Consider the following 19535-nt stretch of genomic DNA (forward strand, 5'->3'; position numbering starts at 1 on the left):
AAGCGATCATGTTTGGTAAAAGAGGCAGCGACGACGGCAACCGGACCATTCCGGAATTCCGTCAGCCAGCACCCGCACCTGCTGCGCCGGCGGCCGCAAACCCTGTGGAAGCGGCTGTAACTGCCAGGTCGGCGGCGCTGCCGCCATCCGGCGCGCCTGCCGCGCCGGCGGTTCGCCGTGCGGTCGAGCCGCCGCCATTGGCCCCGGAGCCGAAAAGTATCCAGCGCCAAAAGAGCGAAACCTACTACGACACCAAAAGCCAGGTCTTCGCCGCACTCATCGATACGATAGATCTGTCGCAGCTCGCCAAACTCGATCCCGAAAGCGCGCGCGAGGAAATCCGCGACATTGTCAACGACATCATCGCGATCAAGAATTTCGCGATGTCCATCGCCGAGCAGGAAGAGCTTCTCGAGGATATCTGCAATGACGTTTTGGGCTACGGGCCGCTGGAGCCACTGCTTGCCCGCGACGATATTGCCGACATCATGGTCAATGGCTCCAAGAACGTCTACATCGAAGTCAACGGCAAGGTCGAGCAGACCGGCATCCGTTTCCGCGACAACCAGCAGCTCCTCAACATCTGCCAGCGTATCGTCAGCCAGGTTGGCCGCCGCGTCGATGAATCAAGCCCGATCTGCGATGCGCGTCTTCCTGATGGCTCCCGTGTCAACGTCATCGCACCGCCCCTGGCTATCGACGGCACCGCACTTACCATCCGCAAGTTCAAGAAGGACAAGCTGACGCTCGACCAGCTGGTCAAGTTCGGCTCGATTTCTCCGCAAGGGGCCGAGATTCTCAAGATCATCGGGCGTGTCCGCTGCAACATTGTCATCTCGGGCGGTACCGGCTCAGGCAAGACGACGCTGCTCAATTGCCTGACCAACTATATCGACCGCGAAGAACGCGTCATCACCTGCGAGGACTCAGCTGAGCTGCAATTGCAGCAGCCGCATGTGGTGCGTCTCGAAACCCGTCCGCCCAACCTCGAAGGCGAGGGCGAAGTGACCATGCGCGACCTGGTCAAGAACTGTCTGCGCATGCGCCCCGAACGTATTATCGTCGGCGAAGTGCGCGGACCCGAAGTGTTCGACCTGCTGCAGGCGATGAACACCGGCCATGACGGCTCGATGGGAACGATCCACTCGAACAGCCCGCGCGAATGCCTCAACCGTATAGAGTCGATGATCGCCATGGGCGGCTATACGCTGCCGCAAAAAACCGTGCGCGAAATCGTCGTCGGCTCCGTCGACGTGATCATACAGGCTGCACGCCTGCGCGACGGATCGCGGCGTATCACCCACATCACCGAGGTGATCGGCATGGAAGGCGACGTCATCATCACCCAGGACATCGTTCTCTATAACATCAAGGGCGAGGACGCGAACGGCAGGCTGCTGGGCGAGCACGTGTCGACTGGCATCGGCCGTCCGCATTTCTGGGAGCGCGCCCGCTACTACGGTGAGGAGCAGCGCCTCGCGGTTGCGCTCGAGGCGATGGAGAAACGCGCTGATTGATCCGTCTGGAAGCGTGGGGGCCAGGGTCGATGTTCGGAATTGACGGCACCGTATTGGCATTCGTCGTGCTCGCCGGCTTCAGCGCCGGCGCTGTGGCCTATGCTTTCCTGTTTAACCGGATCAGCACCGAGAAGCAGGTCGGCAAGCGGCTTGAATCGATCAAGACCGCCGAGACGGATCGTTCCGTCGTCAAGGCGTCGCGCGATCGCGTGGCGGAAGCGGCCAAGCGTCGCAAGTCCGTCCAGGATTCGCTGAAGGATCTCGATCAAAAGCAAAAGTCCAATCAGAGCCTGGTCAAGAAACCACCGCTGAAGATCCAAATCCGTCAGGCCGGCATGAAGATCTCGCTTGAGCGCTTCTATGTCTACTCGGCGGTCTGCGGCGTCGTCTTGACGGCTCTTGTCTATTTCATCGGCGCACCGTTGCTGGTCTTGCCGGCTGCGCTGCTGGTCGGCGTCTTGGGTCTGCCCCGCTGGTTCGTCTCGTTTCGCCGCGCGCACCGCGTCAAGGCGTTCCTAAACGAATTTCCGAACGCGCTCGATATCATTGTGCGTGCGGTAAAATCCGGCCTGCCGCTGAACGATGCCGTGCGCCTGATCGCCAACGAATCCCCCGAGCCGGTCAAGACCGAGTTCCGCCGCATCGTCGATTCGCAGCAAATGGGTTTGTCGATCCCCGACGCGGCCATGCGCATGCCAGAAACGATGCCGTGCACCGAGGCGAGCTTCTTCGGCATCGTCATCCAGATCCAGTCTCAGGCCGGCGGCAATCTTTCCGAAGCGCTGGGCAATCTTTCGCGCGTGCTTCGCGACCGCAAGAAAATGAAAGCCAAGGTCCAGGCATTGTCCATGGAAGCCAAGGCATCCGCCGTGATCATCGGCGCGTTGCCTTTCGTCGTCGCCTTTCTCGTCTATTTGACGAGCCCGAACTACATCATGCCCCTCTTCATCACCAGCACCGGCCATCTGATCCTCGGTTGTTCCGGCATCTGGATGTCGATGGGCGTCCTGGTAATGCGCAAGATGATGAATTTCGAAGTCTAGGACTCGCGTATGACCGATCACGTCATCAGAACTCTCACCGACCCGTCCCTGCTGATCGCACTGCTGGTCGGTATCGCGGTGTTTGCGACCGTCTTCACGCTGCTGCCCGCTTTTGGCGGGAACCAGCTCAAGGCGCGCATGAAATCCGTAGCGCTGGAGCGCGATGAGCTGCGCGCCAAGCAGCGCGCGCGGCTGGCAGTCGAAGCCGACCGCCGCCGCAAGGGCCTGCGCGAAGAACAGTCGGTCGGCATGCGCAATATTGTCGATCGCCTGGATCTCAGGCGTGCGCTGGCGGATGAAGGTACCTTGCAGAAATTGAAAGTGGCGGGTTTTCGCGGGCAAAATCCGCTGACGCGCTTCCTTTTCTTCCGTCTCGTCCTGCCCTTCATCGGCTTTGCATTGGCGGCGATGTATCTGTTCGTGCTCGGCGGATTGCCCGAGCAGCCGCTTTTCGTGAAGCTGTTCGTGTGCATCGTGGTAGCCTATGCGGGATTCTACGCGCCCGTGCTCTACGTCAACAACCGCGCTACCAAGCGCAAGCAATCGATTCAGATGGCGTGGCCGGACGCGCTCGACCTGTTGCTGATATGCGTCGAGTCCGGCATGTCGGTGGAAGCGGCGCTTCGCAAGGTCGCCGATGAGATCGGCGCGCAATCGGTGGCATTGGCGGAAGAATTCATCCTGACAAACGCCGAGCTTTCCTATCTGCAGGAGCGCAAGCAGGCCTACGAGAACCTTGCAAGCCGAACTGGCCTGGAATCCGTCAGGTCGGTGTCCCAGGCGTTGGTTCAGGCCGAGCGCTACGGCACGCCCGTGGCGCATGCGTTGCGGGTGCTTGCCAGTGAGAGCCGCGACATGCGCATGAATGCCGCCGAGAAGAAGGCGGCCGCGCTGCCGCCGAAGCTCACCGTGCCGATGATCCTGTTCTTCCTGCCGGTGCTGTTCGCCATTATTCTGGGTCCCGCCGGCATCCAGGTGAGCCAGCGCGGCATCTTTGGCGACCAGCCGAAATCCAGCAGCGAGTAGCGCCAGCGGCGTTGCCAGAAACGCTGATACGATTCAGAGCCACGCTGCCGGTGCAGCGCGGCTCTTTGCGTTAGACATGTTGCGGAATTCGCGCGCCGGTTCGGCGCTCGAAGCGGTCAGTTGGTGGCGGGCTTTGCCTTGTCCTGGTCCTTGAGCTGGCTCCAGGCATTCTGCTGCGCCAGCATCTGGCGAAGGTAAGCGACGTTAGCCTGCGCCTGATCCTGCGACAGCTCTTGCGAGGCGATCTTCTCGGCCTCGTCGAAACGGCCTTGCAGACCGACGACCAGCGCAAGGTTCTGGCGGACGCGGCTATCTGCATTCGGCTGCTGGGCGGCTGAGCGCATATAGGTTTCGGCCGTGCGCAAATCACCTTCCAGCACGTACGACATGCCGAGATTGGAAAGGATCGACGGTTCGTTCGGCCTGAGATCCAACGCCTTGCGATAGCCTTGGCGCGCCTCGTCCTTTTGGCCGAGCTGGTCGAGAATGGCAGCTTCCGCCGACACCAGTTTCCAATCAGGATATTCAGGGGTCTGCGCGCGGCGCACGGCATCGAGAGCCGGTTCGAACTGTCCGTTGGCGGCAAGCGCCTTGCCATAGGCGGCGAGCACGTCGCGGTCCTTCGGCAGGGCGATCGCCAGCTTGCGCATCACCGCAAGCGATTGGTCTGCGTCGCCGTCCATCTGCAGCGCCGCGGCATAATTTGTCGCGATCCGCTTGTCGCTGGGGTTTTTCGAATAGGACTGGCCAAGCGCCATCGTAGCGTTGTGCAGTTCGCCCGCCGACATTGTTTCCAGCGGCTTGCCGCTTGGACGAGAAATCGAGCCAGTCGTCAATTTGCTGGTTCCGCAGCCAGCGACGCCTGCGGCAAGCGCCATCATCAACGCCGTGCTGATCAGCCTATTTGCGCTGGCGTTCATCCTGCGGTTGGTCGGCATCGGCACCAGGGCTCCGTTCATGCGCGTGACCATTTGCGAGGTCATCTTTCCTCCCGCAGAAATATTCTGTTAACCCTAACGGAGAGTTAAGAAACGTCGACTCGGAAGCCGGAGGCCAGCGAATGCCTGTCGAACTCGTCGAGAAAGAATTGAGCAATGCGCTGCCGGTCCATCTGGTGGCGAAGGATGCTCTGGCGGCGTCGGGCCTTGCGCCATCCTCGGTCGCCTGGGCCAAGGCCAACGGCTTTTCCGGCGAGGCCGGCAGGACGCTCATCGTGCCTGGCGACAACGGCGCGATTGCCGGAGCCCTGTTCGGCACCGGTGATGGCGAGGGCGCACTGGCCATCGGCGCACTAGCGAGAGCCTTGCCCGAAGGCGAGTGGCATTTTGCGTCCGCACCGGCCAAGCCGGAGCTTACGGCACTCGCCGTGGCGCTCGGCGGCTATGTCTTCACCCGCTACGGCAAGAAGCCAGGCAAGACGCTTCGCCTCGCGCTGCCGGCAGGCACCGACGCCGCCCGCATCCGCCGCCTCGCCGATGGCATTTTCCTGGCGCGCGATCTGGTTAACACGCCGACCAGCGATATGGGCCCCGGGCAGTTGGAGAAGGCCGCCCGGACCTTGGCCGCGACGCACAAGGCCGAAATATCGGTGACCAAAGGCGACGATCTTCTTACCGCCAACTTTCCGATGATCCACGCCGTCGGTCGGGCTTCTGCCGACGCGCCACGCCTGATCGACATGATTTGGGGGCCGAACAATGCCCCCAAGATAACGCTGGTCGGCAAGGGCGTCTGCTTCGATACAGGCGGTCTCGACATCAAGCCGTCCTCGGGCATGCTTTTGATGAAGAAGGACATGGGTGGCGCTGCCAACGTGCTGGGTCTCGCTTCCATGATCATGGCCACCGGGTTGAAGGTTCGGCTGCGCGTGCTTATCCCGGCTGTCGAGAATTCGATAGCCGGCAATGCCTTCCGGCCAGGCGACGTGCTGGTGAGCCGCAAGGGCATCACCGTCGAAATCGGCAACACCGACGCCGAAGGGCGGCTGGTGCTCGCCGATGCCCTGGCCTTGGCCGATGACGAAGAGCCGCAGATGCTGGTCGATATGGCGACGCTGACAGGCGCTGCCCGTGTTGCGCTCGGTCCCGACCTGCCGCCGTTCTACACCGGTGACGAGGCGCTTGCATCCGAGCTGGCGGACGCCTCCGTTGCGGTCGAGGATCCGCTATGGCGCATGCCGTTGTGGAAGCCCTATGACGCCAAGCTGGCGTCGAAGGTGGCCAACATCAACAACGTCACGTCGGACGGTTTCGCCGGCTCGATCACCGCGGCGCTTTTCCTGAAGCGCTTCGTCGAAAAGACCGCCGGCTGGGCGCATGTCGACATCTTCGCCTGGAACCCGTTCGACCGCCCGCACGGCCTTGCGGGTGGCGAAGCGCAAGGCATCCGGGCGCTGGAGCAGGTCATTTCGAACCGCTACGGCTGATTCTAGGACATAGCCGACGAAGGTATTGACTGAAACGGAACCGAAACAATTTTCCGACATGCTGGACGGATGTCGATTATCATGCGTCCAAGCCAAGCGTTGCGACTATGGCAACAGGTGGTGCTGTCGGAGGTGCGCGACGACGCGCCCGATCTCACCATGCGCCAGACGGCGATCCTGTTCACCATCTATCTCGATCCGCCGCCACACACGGTGCGGGGGTTAGCCGCCCGCCTCAACGTCACCAAGCCGGTGATCACCCGTGCGCTCGATACGATGGGGGCACTGAAACTGGTGTCGCGCCATCGCGACGAGCTCGACAAGCGCAACGTGCTGGTCAGGCGTACAGTCGAAGGCGCGCTCTTTGTCGAGCGCTTTGGCGATGTTATCATTGCCAGAGCCCAAGAGTTGCCCATTTGAACGAGTTGCCGATTTGACCGCCAGCGATGCCCGCCTCCATGCCTTCCGCTCCGATCTCGCCGACGCCAGGCTGAAAGGCGAGGTTTCCGCCGACCGTTTCGTCGCCGGCCGGCCGGCTCGCATATCAGCCTCCGTGGCCGATGTCCGCAAGGCTCCGCGCCCGGATGCCGGCGTCGATACCCAGCTTCTGTTCGGCGAAGACGTCCTCGTCTTCGAGGACGTTGAGGGCTGGGCCTGGATACAGGCCGAGCGCGACGGCTATGTCGGCTATGTCGCCGACACTGTGCTGGGCGGTCGGGACCATGCGCCCACGCATGTTGTCTCGGTGCCGCGCACTTTCCTCTATCCGGGACCGGATTTGCGGTTCCCGATCAGCGGGCAACTCTCGATGGGATCGGCGGTAACAGTGAAAGGCGCGGCTGAAACACGCCGCACGTACTATGCTCTGCTGCCATCCGGCGAGGCGGTCATATCTGACCATCTCAGGCCTGTCGCCGAGGTTGCCCCCGACTACGTCGCGGTCGCCGAGGCGTTTCTCGGCACGCCCTATCTGTGGGGCGGCGTTTCCGGCTTCGGCATCGATTGTTCCGGTCTCGTGCAACTTGCAATGCACATGGCTGGCAGGCAAGTGCTGCGCGACACCGACATGCAGGCGGCGACCGTCGGCGAGCCGCTCGAACCCGGGCCGGATTTTGCCGGGTTGCGGCGCGGCGACCTGGTCTTCTGGAAAGGCCACGTCGCGATCATGACGGATCCGGAGACCATGATCCACGCCAACGGCCACACCATGCTGGTGTCGCGTGAAGGACTGGGGGAGGCGGTCGCCCGTATCGGCTATCTCTATGGCGGACCGACCGGGTTTCGCCGGCCGTAACGCGAATCGATCACCTTTTGTTCTGATTCTGCTTGGCGATTGCGCGTCGCCGCGCTACCTCTGGCGCGTGACAGAGCAGCCGCGCCTTGCCCAACAGAATGCCGCCGTCGTCCTGCCCCAGCCATTCGTCAAATGGTTTGCGGAAAAGGGCTGGTCGCCGCGCGCCCACCAGATCGATTTGCTGGCCAAAGCCCAGGGTGGGCAGTCGGTATTGCTGATCGCCCCGACCGGCGCCGGCAAGACGCTGGCCGGGTTCTTGCCATCGCTGACCGAACTGGCCGGCCGACCGAGGAGAAGGCCGGGGCAGGCGCATCGAGGCATCCACACACTCTACATCTCGCCGCTGAAGGCGCTGGCCGTCGACATCGAGCGCAATCTCGGCAAACCCGTCGAAGAAATCGGGCTGCCGGTCACCGTCGAGACGCGCACCGGCGACACGCCCGCACACAAGCGCCAGCGGCAGAAGCTGGCGCCGCCCGACATTCTCCTGACCACGCCCGAGCAATTGGCGCTGCTGATTGCCGCGCCCGATGCCAGGCGCTTCTTCGAGGACCTGCGCTATGTCGTGCTCGACGAATTGCATTCGCTGGTGACCTCGAAGCGCGGGCATCTCCTGTCGCTCGGGCTGGCCCGGCTGCGCTCGTTTGTGCCCGCCCTGCAGACGATAGGCCTGTCGGCGACGGTCGCCGAGCCTGACGAATTGCGGCGCTGGCTGGTCAGCCAGAATCCACCGGGGCCGATGGCCGAACTGATCGTCGTCACTGGCGGCGCCAAGCCCGACATCTCCATTCTCGATTCGGAGGAGCGCGTGCCGTGGGCGGGACATTCGGCCCGCTACGCAACGCCGGAAATCTACAACGAGATCAAGGGCCACAAGACAACCCTGCTGTTTGTCAACACGCGCAGCCAGGCGGAGTTGCTGTTCCAGGAGTTGTGGCGGGTCAACGAGGAGACCTTGCCGATCGCGCTGCATCACGGCTCGCTCGACGTCGCGCAGCGCCGGCGTGTCGAAAAGGCAATGGGCGAGAACACCCTGCGCGCCATCGTCGCCACGTCGACGCTCGACCTCGGCATCGACTGGGGCGATGTCGACCTGGTCGTCCATGTCGGTGCGCCGAAAGGTGCCAGCCGGCTGGCGCAGCGCATCGGCCGCGCCAACCACCGTATGGACGAGCCGTCCAAGGCGATCCTGATACCGGCCAACCGCTTCGAGGTGCTGGAATGCAGGGCGGCGCTCGACGCCAATTATCTCGGTGCCCAGGATACGCCGCCGCTGGTCGATGGCGGGCTCGACGTCCTGGCGCAGCACGTGCTGGGCTGTGCCTGCGGTGCGCCGTTCCATGCCGATGCGCTGTTCGAGGAGGTGCGGACGGCAGCACCCTATGCCGATCTCGATCGCCCGACATTCGATCGCGTCATCGATTTCGTCGCCACTGGCGGCTATGCGCTAAGGAACTACGAGCGCTATGCCCGCATCCGGTTGAACAAGGACGGACTGTGGCGGGTCTCAAATCCTCGCGTCGCCCAGCAATACCGGCTCAACGTCGGCACCATCATCGAAGTGCCGGCGCTCAACGTCCGCTACGTCCAGGCGGGCAGCAGAGGCGCGGCTTCGCGTGGCGGCCGGGTTCTGGGCAAGATCGAGGAGGCGTTCCTCGAAACGCTGACGCATGGCGACACCTTCATGTTCGCCGGCAAGGTGCTGCGCTTCGAAGGTATCCGCGAGAATGAGTGCTTTGTCTCGAATGCACCCGGCAGCGACGCCAAGGTGCCGTATTACGGTGGTGGCAAATTCCCGCTTTCGACGTACCTGGCCGAACAGGTCCGCGCCATGCTGGACGATCCGCAGCGCTGGAAGAAGCTGCCGGAGCAGGTCGCCGACTGGCTACGCTTCCAGGCCGACAAGTCGGTGCTGCCGAAACGCGACGATCTGCTGATCGAGACCTTTCCGCGCGGCAACCGCTACTATCTGGTGGCCTATCCGTTCGAGGGCAGGCTGGCGCACCAGACGCTCGGCATGCTGCTCACCCGCCGCCTCGACAGGGCGGGAGCCAAGCCGCTCGGCTTCGTCGCCACCGACTATGCGCTTGCCATATGGTCGCTGGCCGATATGGGCCATATGTTCAGGGCGAAGAAACCGTCGCTGGCTGCGCTATTCGATCAGGACATGCTGGGCGACGACCTCGAAGCCTGGCTCGCCGGCAGTTGGTTGTTGAAGCGCACCTTTCGCAATTGCGCGCTGATCTCGGGATTGATCGAGAAACGCCACCCGGGGCAGGAGAAGAGCGGCCGCCAGGTAACCGTGTCGACGGATCTCATCTACGACGTGCTGCGCAGCCACGAGCCCGACCATATCCTTTTGCAGGCGACGCGTGCCGATGCCGCGACCGGTCTCTTGGATGTCAGCAGACTTGCCGAGATGCTCTCGCGCGTCCAAGGTCGAATCATGCATAAGAACCTCGAGCAGATATCGCCGCTCGCCGTGCCGATCATGCTCGAGATCGGCAAAATGCCGGTGCATGGCGAGGCCGATGACACGCTGCTGATGGATGCAGCCACGCTGGTCGAGGAGGCCATGGGGACGAAATGACTGTCGCGCTCGCCATGGCTGCGCCTCTGGCGGATGCGGGCGCTGTCCGTATCGCCGGCGAACGCGCGATCTGCGACCGTCGCGGCGTGCTCTATTTTCCCGAATTCCGGCTTCTGACCGTATCCGACCTGCATCTGGAAAAAGGCTCATCACTGGCGAGGCGCGGCACGCTGGTCCCACCTTACGACACCGGTGCGACGTTGCTCCGGCTACAGGCGGTGATCGCCGATTATCAGCCTGCGATCGTTATCAGCCTGGGCGACAGTTTTCACGATGGCGGCGGCGCCGCACGTATGCACGCGAGCTTTCGCCAAAGGCTGGAAGGGCTGATGGTCGGGCGCGACTGGTTCTGGGTCGCCGGCAATCATGATCCAGAAGCGCCGGCCGACTTGCCAGGCGAGACCGTACGCGAGCTGGCCATAGGCTCGCTACTCTTCCGGCACGAGCCTTCGGCGGTGAGAGTGGAAGGCGAGATATCAGGCCACCTGCATCCTTGCGCCCGCATCGTGCAGCAAGGCCGTTCGGTGCGGCGTCGTTGCTTTGCCGGCGATGGCGGCCGCATGATCATGCCGGCTTTCGGCGCCTATACCGGCTCGCTCAACGTGCTCGATCGCGCCTATGCCGGGCTGTTCCGCCGCGAAACGCTGATGGCCTATATGCTTGGCACAGAGCGCATTTTCGCGATTTCCCACGCGATGCTCAGACCGGGCTGAACCTACCTGCCGTAGTACAAAGTGACTGTGTGCTTGGCCTCGGCGAAGAACAGCCAGCGCTCGACCAGCATTCCGGCGAGTTGGGCGATTGCGGCGAGTATCGACAGTGCTGCCGCATAGGGCCACGGCAAGGCGAACGCCGCGACCAGCAGCAACGCGGGCAAAGCAAAGGCCAGCACCTGCGTGATCTGGCGGAGTTTAGCGCTGTGCTTGCGCGCAATGCGAAAACCCATCTCCTTGAGCAGATAGTTTTCCTCGGTATGCGGCCATTCCAGCGACCGCACCGTGCCGCCGGAAAGCCCGGTTGCGGTGTTGGCATTGGTCGGGATCTCCAGCCTGTCATTGTATCGCCAGGTCGCCAGCTTCAAACCCCAGCCGAGCGCGGTCAGCAACAGGGCACCCGCCAGAGGCATATTCGAGCCTGCGGCAAATCCCTGCAGCAGGGCGTTGAGCAGTACGCTGCCGGTCATCGCCGAAAAGACCAGGTAGGCGGGCAGGGTGAAGCGGCTGTGCCACTGGGCAATCGGCTTCAACGACGCGTAGATCATGCCGGTGGTGCAGACGGTTGCGACCGCGCCGATGGCAGCGAGCAGCCCGGCGACAGCCGCCCAGCCGCTCGTACGGCCGAGGACCACCCAGCCAATACCGAACAACCCCGCCGGCACGAAGGTGGCGACCGAGGCAACACCTTCGCGCGACAGCCATGAGCTACGCCATTGCGAGAAGGCACGCCAGGCGCGTTCGGGCCGGCTGAGATGGCCGGCCGACGACAGCAGGCCTGTCGAGATCAGGCTAAGCGCCAGCCCCATGCCGGTGAGGCCAAGCCAGAAATCGGGCGGGATAAAGCCCTGTCCGGCGAGCACGCCAAGCAGCGCGAGCAGGCCGTAACCGGCGCCCGTGGCCGTGGTGAAAAAGACGACGGAGAAGGCTGGATGCATGAAGGCACGGGTCAGTTCGAAAGCATGCGGTCGACCCAGCCGAGGAAGCCGCCTTCGGCCCGCACCGCTTCAAGCGCTGGCGCCGGCACCGATGCGGCGCGGGTGGTGTGGGCACGTGGCGGCAGATATTTGTTGGTCGGCTTATAGCCCATTTCCGGCATCAGATCGACACCGCCGCGCTCGGCCACCAGTTGCGAGATAGCGGATGCCGGATCGCCCAGATCGCCAAAATGCCGCGCGCTGGTCGGGCAAGCAGCGACGCAGGCCGGCACGCGATCTTCTTCCGCCAGATTGTCGTTGTAGATGCGGTCGACGCACAACGTGCATTTCTTCATCACGCCGACATTGGTGTCGAATTCGCGCGCTCCGTAGGGACAGGCCCAGCTGCACAGTTTGCAGCCGATGCATTTGTCCTCGTCGACCAGCACGATGCCATCCGACGCCCGCTTGTAGGAGGCGCCGGTCGGGCAGACCGTGACGCACGCCGGCGTCTCGCAGTGCAGGCAGGAGCGTGGGAAATTGACCGTGCGCCCACCCATCTCGGTCATGTGCTCATAACTGTGCACGCGGTTGAACCAGACGCCGTCGACATTGCCGCCATAGGGGTCGATGTCGGTTAGCGGCGCCATATGGCCGCCGGTGTTCCATTCTTTGCAGGCGGTAACGCAGGCCTGGCAGCCGACGCAGGTGTCGAGATCGATGACAAGGCCGAGCTTCTTGTCGGTATGGGTGGGAAGGCAAGTCATTTGGCAGCTTCTCTTTCCCGACGGAATTCGGCGCCGAAACTAAGCTTATCGGGCGGGGGCTCAAAATGCGGGGGCTGTCGGAACCGCTCGAACTGCGGTTCGGTGAAGCCTGCTTCCTCGTCTGCGCATTTGACGATGCGCACGCGCAGGTCGAACCATGCCGCCTGGCCGGTGACAGGATCGGAATTCGAATAGTGTTTGCCATTCGCATCGGCAGAGGTCTGGTCGCCGATGATGTGGTTGAGTAGAAAGCCGCGATTGGATTCGGCCGCATCATCCTTCAGCCCCCAGCTGCCGCGACGCTTGCCGATCGCATTCCACGTCCACACCGTATTGGCGTTGACGCCGTCGACCAGCTTGATCTGTCCTTTGACCTTGCCGTTGATGCTCTCGATCCACACCCAGTCGTCGTCGACAAGGCTGAGGCCGGCTGCCGTCCGGTAGTGCACGAACAGTCGGTTCTGGCTGGTGATCTGCCTTAGCCAGGCATTCTGCCCGCCCCAGGAATGATACATGTGCATCGGCCGCTGCGTCAGCGCGTGCAGCGGATAGGCTTGGCTGTCGACCGCAGCCTCTTCGAAGGGCGCATACCAGAATGGCAGCGGATCCATATAGGTCTCGATGCGGCTGCGCTCCGCCTCCGGCGGCAGCACCCGGCCATGGCCGCGCGCCGCAAGGCGAAAGCGCTGCATCGGCTCCGAATAGAGTTGGAAGACGATCGGCTCGGCCTTCGGCATGAAGCCCATGCCCTCAGCCAATTCGAGATACGAGCGGTTGGCCATCTTGTAGTAGCGCTGATCGGCGGCGAAATCCTGGTGCCAGAAGCCGCCATTATCGATGTAGCGCTGCAACTGGTCGGGATTGACCTCGCCCTTGCCGACCGAGGCCCCGTCCTTGCCGCGCCAGCCGGCGAGCGGACCGACACCTGGCGTGCGCTCGTGATTGACGATGTAGTCGGCATAGTCGCGGTATTTGGCGGAGCCGTCGTCGTCAACGAAGCCGGGCAGGCTGAGCCGCGCGCCGAGTTCGATCAGCACCGTCTGGAACGGCCTGACGTCGCGGTCCGGCTCGACGACGGGATGGCGGATGGCGTCGCCCGGCCCGTCGGCGTGGCTGATCGGCCGGTCGAGCAGACTGATACAGTCATGACGCTCGAGATAGGTCGTGTCGGGCAGCACCAGATCGGCAAAAGGCACGGTCTCGGAATAATAAGCGTCGGAATAGATGATGAACGGGATCTTGTATTCGCCCGATATGTCCGCGTCGGTCAGCATCGCCATCGTCTCGACGGTGTTCATCGACGAGTTCCAGGCCATGTTGGACATGTACATGAACAGCGTGTCGATCGTGTAGGGATCGCCGGCCCAGGCGTTACGAATGACCGTGTGCATGAGTCCGTGTGCGGCCAGCGGCGCATCCCAGGAGTAGGCCTTGTCGATACGGATCGGTTTGCCGCCTCCGTCGATCAGCAGGTCTTCCGGCCCGCAGACGAAGCCGAGCGGCATGCCTTCGAGTGGTGTCATCGGCTTCACATTCTTGCCGGCGGGCTTTGGACCCGGCGGCGCGGACCGCGGATAAGGCGGTTTGAAGCGGAAGCCGCCCGGCACGTCCACCGTGCCGAGAAGCACCTGAAGCAGATGAATGGCGCGGCAAGTGTGAAATCCGTTCGAATGGGCCGAGATGCCGCGCATCGCATGCATCGACACCGGCCGACCCTTGATGGTCTCGTGCCGGCGGCCGGCCCAGTCCGTCCAGGCCACCGGCAGTTCGATTTGCTGTTCGAAGGCGACATGAGCGAGTTCTGCAGCAATGCGTCGGATGGTGTCGGCGGAGATGCCGCACCGGTCAGCGACGGCGTCGGGCGAATAGCACTCGTCCAGATAGCGGTCGGCGACGAGTTGGAAGACCGGCACGCATCGGCGGCCGTCGACGAGAACGCTGCCGGTCAGTGCGGGCTTTGCGTCGGTGTCGCCGGCGTCGACAGGCGTCTTCGCCACCCTGTCCCAAGCCAGCGGATTGCCGTCGCCGTCGCGCATGAACAGCCCGTCATCGGCAGCTCCAGGCTCCTGAACGACCAGGATGTGGGTGTTGGTGTAGCGCAAGAGGTAGTCGAGATCGACGCGCCCTGCCTTCAGCAATTCGTGGATGAGGGCGAACACGAACAGGCCGTCGGTGCCGGGCCGGATGCCGATCCAGTCGTCGGCAATCGCGTTGTAGCCGGTGCGGCAGGGATTGATTGAAACCACCTTGGCACCGCGCGCCTTGAGCTTGCCGAGGCCGATCTTGATCGGATTGGAATCATGGTCTTCGGCAACCCCGAACAGCATGAAATATTTGGTGTTGTCCCAGTCGGGCTCGCCGAACTCCCAGAACGAACCGCCAATCGTGTAGAGGCCGCCGGCCGCCATATTGACCGAGCAGAAGCCGCCATGGGCGGCAAAATTCGGCGTGCCGAACTGGCTCGCCCACCAGCCGGTCAGCGATTGCGACTGGTCGCGCCCGGTGAAGAAGGCAAGTTTCTTCGGATCGGTTCGGCGGATGTTCGAAAGCCGTTCTGTCGCGATCGACAAGGCTTCCTCCCACTCGATTTCGCGGAACTCACCCGAGCCGCGCGGGCCGGTGCGCAGTAGCGGCTTCTTCAGCCGGGCCGGGCTGTAATGCTGCATGATGCCGGCGCTGCCCTTGCCGCACAGCACACCGCGGTTGACCGGGTGATCCTTGTTGCCGTTGATGTAGCGGACCTTGCCGTCCTTGATGTGGACGTCGATGCCGCAGCGGCAGGCGCACATATAGCAAGTCGTCTTGGCGACGCTGTCGGAGACATCGGGCGACGTATCGACGCCGTCGCCTTCAGCGGGCGAGCGGGTATCGGCGAGCGGCCGTTGGGATGGTGCTGAGTTGGCGCCGCGCAGCGGTCTGTTGGTCATGATCCGGCGATGTTTTTGCGTTCGGCGGCCTTGGCTCTCGTCTTCGGACCTGGGCCGCGCATGTAATGTTGTTCCGGACGATAGCGTTCACCGACGAGCCGCCACCGCAGGCTGCGGGACCAATGCGTGAACACCGATTTGAACAGCCTCACCAAATCTCTACCCTCGACTGTTCTGGCGCGACTTTTTTCCAATTTCGAGCCAAAATTTAGAACAAAGCAATCAATCTGTCTAACAACTTGCTCTTGTAATTCCAATCGGACTTGCTTCTTAATTGCTGGCATGACTCTGGACCAATTGCGGATCTTCGTCGCCGTCGCGGAACGGGCGCACATGACCAAAGCGGCCGAGTTGCTGGGCATCTCACAGTCGGCCGCGTCGGCCGCCATCCGCTCGCTCGAACAGCAGCACGGCGTCCAGTTGTTCAACCGAGTGGGCCGCAATATCGAGCTCGCGGAGACCGGACGCCGATTCTTGCCCGAGGCCAAGGCGGTCCTCGAGCGGACTGCGGCCGCCCACAATGTGCTGGAGCATGTCTCGCAAACGATATCAGGCAGTCTCTCGATCGCTGCCAGCCAGACCATCGCCAGCTATTGGCTGCCGCGCCGGCTCGCCTCTTTCCACGAAGCCTATCCTGCCGTCAGGCTGAGCGTGAGCATTGGCAACACCAGGCAGGTCGAGACCAATGTACTTGATGGCGCAGCCGATTTTGGCTTGGTCGAGGGGCGCACCGAATCCGACATTTTGCGGCGTGCCAAGGTCGATATCGATCGCATGATGCTGGTCGTGGCGCGCTCGCACCCTGAGATCGCGGAAGTTTCGCCTGGACATCCCGACCTTGGCGGGCTTCGCTGGATCATTCGCGAAGGCGGGTCGGGCACGCGCGAGGCGCTGGAGGACCTTGCCCGACGCGACGGGATTTCGTTCGCGGACCTGCAGATATTCCTGGTATTGCCGAGCAATGAGGCTATTCGCCAGGCGGTCGAGGCCGGCGCCGGCGCCAGCATCATTTCGGAACTCGTCGTCGCGCGCGCGGTCGCCGAAGGCAGTCTGCGTTCCGTGCCGATCGATCTGCCGAAGCGCGAATTTGCCATGATCACGCATCGCGACCGGCAGCCAAGCCTGGCCCAGATGGCGCTCAAGGCGCATCTTGGCGGCAAAGCCGAGAGATCCGCGCCGCTTTAAGCCGATCAGCCGAACTTCCGCTGCGCGTCGAGCGCCAGCCCAAGCCCGACCGAGCCGAACACATCGCCTTCGATTACCGACGCCTGCGGCACCAGCGCCAGGATCTGCTGCCTGGCCAGCGGGATCGCGGTCGATCCGCCGGTCAAGAACACCGCGGTGATATCCGAGGCCTTCACCTGTGCGTCGCGGACGGTCTGCTCGACCGTAGCCGCAACACGCTCAATGTCCCTGGCTATGGTGGCTTCGAGACTCTTGCGCGTGATTTCTGCCGTGAACCTCACCTCCGGCAGCGCGACCTCGACATCGGCCGACGATCGGTCCGTCAGCTCGATCTTGGCCTTTTCGACCAGCGCCGCCAGCGCGTGGCCGTAACGATGCTCGACGATGTGGATGAAGCGGTCGACCAGGTCTGCGCGCTCCGCCTCATAGCGGATCTGGCGCAGATGCGTCATCGCCCTTGCGGTATAGACCAGGTTGATGCGCTGCCACGTCGCCAGGTCGATGAAGTAGCTCGCCGGCAGATTACGTTTGCCATCCTTGGTCGGTGAGAGATGGCCGAGCTGCGGCATCACATGGGCGATGCTCAACAGCCGGTCGAAGTCGGTGCCGCCGATGTGGATGCCGCGGCTGGCCAGGATGTCGTCCTTGCGGTCAAGCGAGCGGGCGCGCTCGGGCGAGACCCGCACGATTGAGAAGTCGGACGTGCCGCCGCCCATGTCGACGATCAGCGCCAGTTCCTCGCGCGTCACCTTTTGTTCGTAGTCGAGTGCCGCGGCAATCGGTTCGAACTGGAAGGCGATGTGCTTGAAGCCGTGGGCACGAGCGGCATTTTCGAGTTCGTGCTCCGCCTTGGCGTCGGCCTCGGCATCGTCGTCGACGAACTGCACGGGCCGTCCCAGCACGACGCTGTCGACCGCGTCATGGGCTTCTTCTTCCAGCTTCTTTTTCAGATGGCCGACGAACAGGCCGACAATCTCCATGAAGCCGATCGAGCGCGCCTTGATGCGCGTCTTTTCGTGGGCGAGCGAGCTGCCGAGCACACTCTTCAACGAGCGCATCAGGCGGCCTTCGATACTGTCCGTATAGTTGGCAAGGGCGCGTCGCCCGAAATAGGTGCGGTTGTCCTCGAAATTGAAGAATACCGCACTGGGCAGCGTGACCTGGCCGTCTTCCAACGCCACCAGCCGCGGCTGCCCGTTCCTGACCACGCTCACGGTGGAATTCGAAGTGCCGAAGTCGATACCGGCAAATGCTGGTCGCATCGTGCGTTCCTGTAGTTCTGATTTGGGGAGCAGCAGCTCGTATCCGGTCGGGCCGGGGGTCGCGGTCTAACCCATACCCTCGGAAAGGGAAACCACTTTTACGAGAGTTCAGTCTTTCCTGAACACCAGTCTTCCGAGCCAGCCGGTCAGCATGGCCAGCGATACGGCAAAGACACCGTAGAGGAAGGAATAGTCGTGCGCGACGCGGAAGATCGACTGTTCGAAACCGGACTTGCGGATTTCGAGCTGGGCGGAGCTTTCCTTGATGAACAGGCCGCTCTTGAACAGGAACGCGCGGGCCTTATGGGTGCCGACCGGAACGTTTGGGGCGAGCCTGACGGTGGCGCGGAACAGGTTCTGCGACAGGAACTGCACACCGCCGACATTCTCGCTGTAGAGGCCGGTCGCCGCCTTGCGTTCGCGCAGCGCGGCGGTGAACTCCTCGATTGTCGCCGGGCTGTCCTCCGCGTCGGCCGGCTGCAAATAGAGGTTGGAGGCGCCAAGCGATAGCTGCTTGTAGCTGTTCGGATCGGTGACGTCCTGCAGCGGCCGCGTCGTCGCCACCGAATAGGAGACAGGTACGTTTTTGAAGGTCTCCGACTCCAGATTGACCCAGACGCCGAGCACCCGGTCCTTGCGGCGCACGACGACCGGCCGAGCCGGGCCTTCCAGCACGACGATCACGTCGTAGCGCCCTTGCCGCGCGACAAGCGGATCGGCATTTTCCAGTGAGCCGAAAATGGTCAGGTCGGCGCCGGAAAAGCCGGCGGTAATCGAGACATTGTCGGTGGAAAGGCCGATCTGGATGTTTTCGGTTAGTGGCGCCTGCGCCTTCGCCGGTGGCGCAGCAGCCAGCAGCGACAGCAAGACGGCGGCCGCGAGCGTCCTTAGGCCGGCCATCAGCTCAGGCCCACGCCGGACAGAGAATAGAGATTGGGCGGCGTGACGAAAAGATCGATGGCAAGCCGGATGGCTACCGCCAGCACGAGCAGCGCCAGCAGCGCCCTGAGTTGCTCGCCCCGCAGCCTCTGACCAGCCTTGGCGCCATATTGCGCGCCGGCAACGCCGCCTGCCATCAACAGGAAGGCGAGCATGACGTCGACCGTCTGGTTGGTGGTGGCGTGGACCAGCGTGGTGTAAGCCGAGGTGAAGATGATCTGGAACAGCGAGGTGCCGATGACGACGTTGGTCGGCACTTTCAAAAGGTAGATCAGGGCCGGCACCATGATGAAGCCGCCGCCGACGCCCATGATCGAGGACAGGAAGCCAATCGCCGCGCCCAGCCCAAGCACCGGAATGACGCTGACGAAGAGCTTCGAGGCCCTGAACCGCATCTTCAGCGGCAGGCGGTGGATCCAATTATGCTGGCCGGATTTCTTCAACACCGGTGCGGCGCCGCTGCGAGTGGCGCGCAGCGCATTGACGCTCTCGACCAGCATCAGTCCGCCGACGGTGCCGAGCAGCACGACGTAGAGCAGCGAGATGAACAGGTCGAGCTGGCCGAGCCGGCGCAGGAGCGCAAAGACATAGATACCACCGGTCGAGCCGACGATGCCGCCGGCTAAAAGCACGCCGCCGAGCTTGAAGTCGAGCGTGCCGCGCTTCATGTGCGACAGGGCGCCGGAGAAGGAGGAAGCGATGACCTGGTTGGCGCCGGTGGCGACCGCGATTGCCGGCGGTATGTTGTAGAAAATCAGCAGCGGCGTAATGAGAAAGCCGCCGCCCACGCCGAACATGCCCGACAGGAAACCCACCGCCGCACCCATGGCCAGCAGCACGAAGATGTTGACGGAAATTTCCGCGATCGGGAGATAGATGCCCACCCGTCAGTCTCGATCAGTTTGCCTCCTGGCGAATGCAACCGTTGCG

At 63.0% G+C, this 19535-nt stretch carries 16 protein-coding genes; 9 read left to right on the forward strand and 7 right to left on the reverse strand.

Features of this window, described 5'->3' with window-relative positions; all coding sequences use genetic code 11:
- The first annotated feature begins 8 nt into the window (after positions 1-8).
- From NKI16_RS24880 to NKI16_RS24890, 3 genes are read left to right on the forward strand one after another with little or no spacing between them, the layout of a single operon-like run.
- A complete protein-coding gene (locus tag NKI16_RS24880) occupies positions 9-1517 on the forward strand; it encodes a TadA family conjugal transfer-associated ATPase (protein ID WP_352455132.1) in 1509 nt (502 codons plus the stop codon).
- Between the two features lie 29 nt (positions 1518-1546).
- Positions 1547-2560 (forward strand): type II secretion system F family protein, encoded by a 1014-nt coding sequence (locus NKI16_RS24885; protein ID WP_023676935.1) that lies wholly within the window; start codon positions 1547-1549, stop codon positions 2558-2560.
- Between the two features lie 9 nt (positions 2561-2569).
- Positions 2570-3586: a type II secretion system F family protein gene (locus tag NKI16_RS24890; protein ID WP_023676936.1), complete on the forward strand. Its 1017-nt coding sequence runs from the start codon at positions 2570-2572 to the stop codon at positions 3584-3586.
- Positions 3587-3702: 116 nt separating this feature from the next.
- On the opposite strand, the gene NKI16_RS24895 is transcribed toward NKI16_RS24890, so the two are convergent.
- Positions 3703-4524 (reverse strand): tetratricopeptide repeat protein, encoded by an 822-nt coding sequence (locus NKI16_RS24895; protein ID WP_023676937.1) that lies wholly within the window; start codon positions 4522-4524, stop codon positions 3703-3705.
- Positions 4525-4646: 122 nt separating this feature from the next.
- On the opposite strand from NKI16_RS24895, the gene NKI16_RS24900 reads away from it, so the two are divergent.
- From NKI16_RS24900 to pdeM, 5 genes are all read left to right on the forward strand, one after another.
- Positions 4647-6011, forward strand: a complete 1365-nt coding sequence (locus NKI16_RS24900) for a leucyl aminopeptidase family protein (RefSeq protein ID WP_352455133.1) — start codon at positions 4647-4649, stop codon at positions 6009-6011.
- 69 nt (positions 6012-6080) lie between these two features.
- On the forward strand, positions 6081-6431 hold the full coding sequence (locus NKI16_RS24905; protein ID WP_023676939.1) for a MarR family winged helix-turn-helix transcriptional regulator: 351 nt from the start codon (positions 6081-6083) through the stop codon (positions 6429-6431).
- Positions 6394-7305 carry a C40 family peptidase gene (locus NKI16_RS24910; RefSeq protein WP_502896642.1) on the forward strand — a complete coding sequence of 304 codons (912 nt, stop codon included), beginning with the start codon at positions 6394-6396 and terminating at the stop codon, positions 7303-7305. The genes NKI16_RS24905 and NKI16_RS24910 overlap by 38 nt, the downstream gene beginning before the upstream one ends.
- Before the next feature lie 67 nt (positions 7306-7372).
- Positions 7373-9895: a ligase-associated DNA damage response DEXH box helicase gene (locus tag NKI16_RS24915; protein WP_352455135.1), complete on the forward strand. Its 2523-nt coding sequence runs from the start codon at positions 7373-7375 to the stop codon at positions 9893-9895.
- Complete coding sequence (gene pdeM / locus NKI16_RS24920; protein ID WP_023676942.1) at positions 9892-10608, forward strand: ligase-associated DNA damage response endonuclease PdeM; 717 nt, start codon at positions 9892-9894, stop codon at positions 10606-10608. Before NKI16_RS24915 ends, pdeM begins: the two co-directional genes overlap by 4 nt.
- A gap of 2 nt (positions 10609-10610) precedes the next feature.
- On the opposite strand, the gene NKI16_RS24925 is transcribed toward pdeM, so the two are convergent.
- Genes NKI16_RS24925 through NKI16_RS24935 form a run of 3 tightly spaced genes read right to left on the reverse strand, consistent with a single transcriptional unit; the run spans position 10611 to position 15219 of the window.
- Positions 10611-11546: a dimethyl sulfoxide reductase anchor subunit family protein gene (locus NKI16_RS24925; protein WP_352570352.1), complete on the reverse strand. Its 936-nt coding sequence runs from the start codon at positions 11544-11546 to the stop codon at positions 10611-10613.
- 11 nt (positions 11547-11557) lie between these two features.
- Positions 11558-12292, reverse strand: a complete 735-nt coding sequence (locus NKI16_RS24930) for a 4Fe-4S dicluster domain-containing protein (protein ID WP_352455137.1) — start codon at positions 12290-12292, stop codon at positions 11558-11560.
- Positions 12289-15219, reverse strand: a complete 2931-nt coding sequence (locus NKI16_RS24935; RefSeq protein WP_352756031.1) for a molybdopterin oxidoreductase family protein — start codon at positions 15217-15219, stop codon at positions 12289-12291. Before NKI16_RS24935 ends, NKI16_RS24930 begins: the two co-directional genes overlap by 4 nt.
- Before the next feature lie 282 nt (positions 15220-15501).
- Here NKI16_RS24935 and NKI16_RS24940 point away from each other — a divergent pair, with 282 nt between their 5' ends.
- Complete coding sequence (locus NKI16_RS24940) at positions 15502-16404, forward strand: LysR substrate-binding domain-containing protein (RefSeq protein ID WP_352455139.1); 903 nt, start codon at positions 15502-15504, stop codon at positions 16402-16404.
- A 5-nt stretch (positions 16405-16409) separates the two neighbouring features.
- Here the strand turns inward: NKI16_RS24940 and NKI16_RS24945 are convergent, their stop codons facing one another.
- The 3 genes from NKI16_RS24945 to NKI16_RS24955 all read right to left on the reverse strand — a co-directional run bounded on the left by NKI16_RS24945 (position 16410) and on the right by NKI16_RS24955 (position 19489).
- The gene (locus NKI16_RS24945; protein WP_352756033.1) at positions 16410-17666 is read right to left on the reverse strand and encodes an Hsp70 family protein; all 1257 of its coding nucleotides are present in this window, start codon (positions 17664-17666) and stop codon (positions 16410-16412) included.
- Positions 17667-17774: 108 nt separating this feature from the next.
- Positions 17775-18566: a TIGR02186 family protein gene (locus tag NKI16_RS24950; RefSeq protein WP_352448631.1), complete on the reverse strand. Its 792-nt coding sequence runs from the start codon at positions 18564-18566 to the stop codon at positions 17775-17777.
- Entirely contained in the window at positions 18566-19489 is a 924-nt protein-coding gene (locus tag NKI16_RS24955) for a sulfite exporter TauE/SafE family protein (RefSeq protein WP_023676949.1), read from the reverse strand. The genes NKI16_RS24950 and NKI16_RS24955 overlap by 1 nt, the downstream gene beginning before the upstream one ends.
- Positions 19490-19535: the final 46 nt, after the last annotated feature.

The sequence above is a fragment of the Mesorhizobium sp. M0698 genome, assembly GCF_040320455.1.
Taxonomy (GTDB): Bacteria; Pseudomonadota; Alphaproteobacteria; order Rhizobiales; family Rhizobiaceae; genus Mesorhizobium.

What these genes read in the sequence shown, in the direction of transcription:
- NKI16_RS24880 (WP_352455132.1), top strand. Translation starts at nt 9, where the DNA reads ATGTTTGGTAAAAGAGGCAGCGACGACGGCAACCGGACCATTCCGGAA.
- NKI16_RS24885 (WP_023676935.1), top strand. Translation starts at nt 1,547, where the DNA reads ATGTTCGGAATTGACGGCACCGTATTGGCATTCGTCGTGCTCGCCGGC.
- NKI16_RS24890 (WP_023676936.1), top strand. Translation starts at nt 2,570, where the DNA reads ATGACCGATCACGTCATCAGAACTCTCACCGACCCGTCCCTGCTGATC.
- NKI16_RS24895 (WP_023676937.1), bottom strand. Translation starts at nt 4,524, where the DNA reads ATGCCGACCAACCGCAGGATGAACGCCAGCGCAAATAGGCTGATCAGC.
- NKI16_RS24900 (WP_352455133.1), top strand. Translation starts at nt 4,647, where the DNA reads ATGCCTGTCGAACTCGTCGAGAAAGAATTGAGCAATGCGCTGCCGGTC.
- NKI16_RS24905 (WP_023676939.1), top strand. Translation starts at nt 6,081, where the DNA reads ATGTCGATTATCATGCGTCCAAGCCAAGCGTTGCGACTATGGCAACAG.
- NKI16_RS24910 (WP_502896642.1), top strand. Translation starts at nt 6,394, where the DNA reads ATGTTATCATTGCCAGAGCCCAAGAGTTGCCCATTTGAACGAGTTGCC.
- pdeM (WP_023676942.1), top strand. Translation starts at nt 9,892, where the DNA reads ATGACTGTCGCGCTCGCCATGGCTGCGCCTCTGGCGGATGCGGGCGCT.
- NKI16_RS24925 (WP_352570352.1), bottom strand. Translation starts at nt 11,546, where the DNA reads ATGCATCCAGCCTTCTCCGTCGTCTTTTTCACCACGGCCACGGGCGCC.
- NKI16_RS24930 (WP_352455137.1), bottom strand. Translation starts at nt 12,292, where the DNA reads ATGACTTGCCTTCCCACCCATACCGACAAGAAGCTCGGCCTTGTCATC.
- NKI16_RS24935 (WP_352756031.1), bottom strand. Translation starts at nt 15,219, where the DNA reads ATGACCAACAGACCGCTGCGCGGCGCCAACTCAGCACCATCCCAACGG.
- NKI16_RS24940 (WP_352455139.1), top strand. Translation starts at nt 15,502, where the DNA reads ATGACTCTGGACCAATTGCGGATCTTCGTCGCCGTCGCGGAACGGGCG.
- NKI16_RS24945 (WP_352756033.1), bottom strand. Translation starts at nt 17,666, where the DNA reads ATGCGACCAGCATTTGCCGGTATCGACTTCGGCACTTCGAATTCCACC.
- NKI16_RS24950 (WP_352448631.1), bottom strand. Translation starts at nt 18,566, where the DNA reads ATGGCCGGCCTAAGGACGCTCGCGGCCGCCGTCTTGCTGTCGCTGCTG.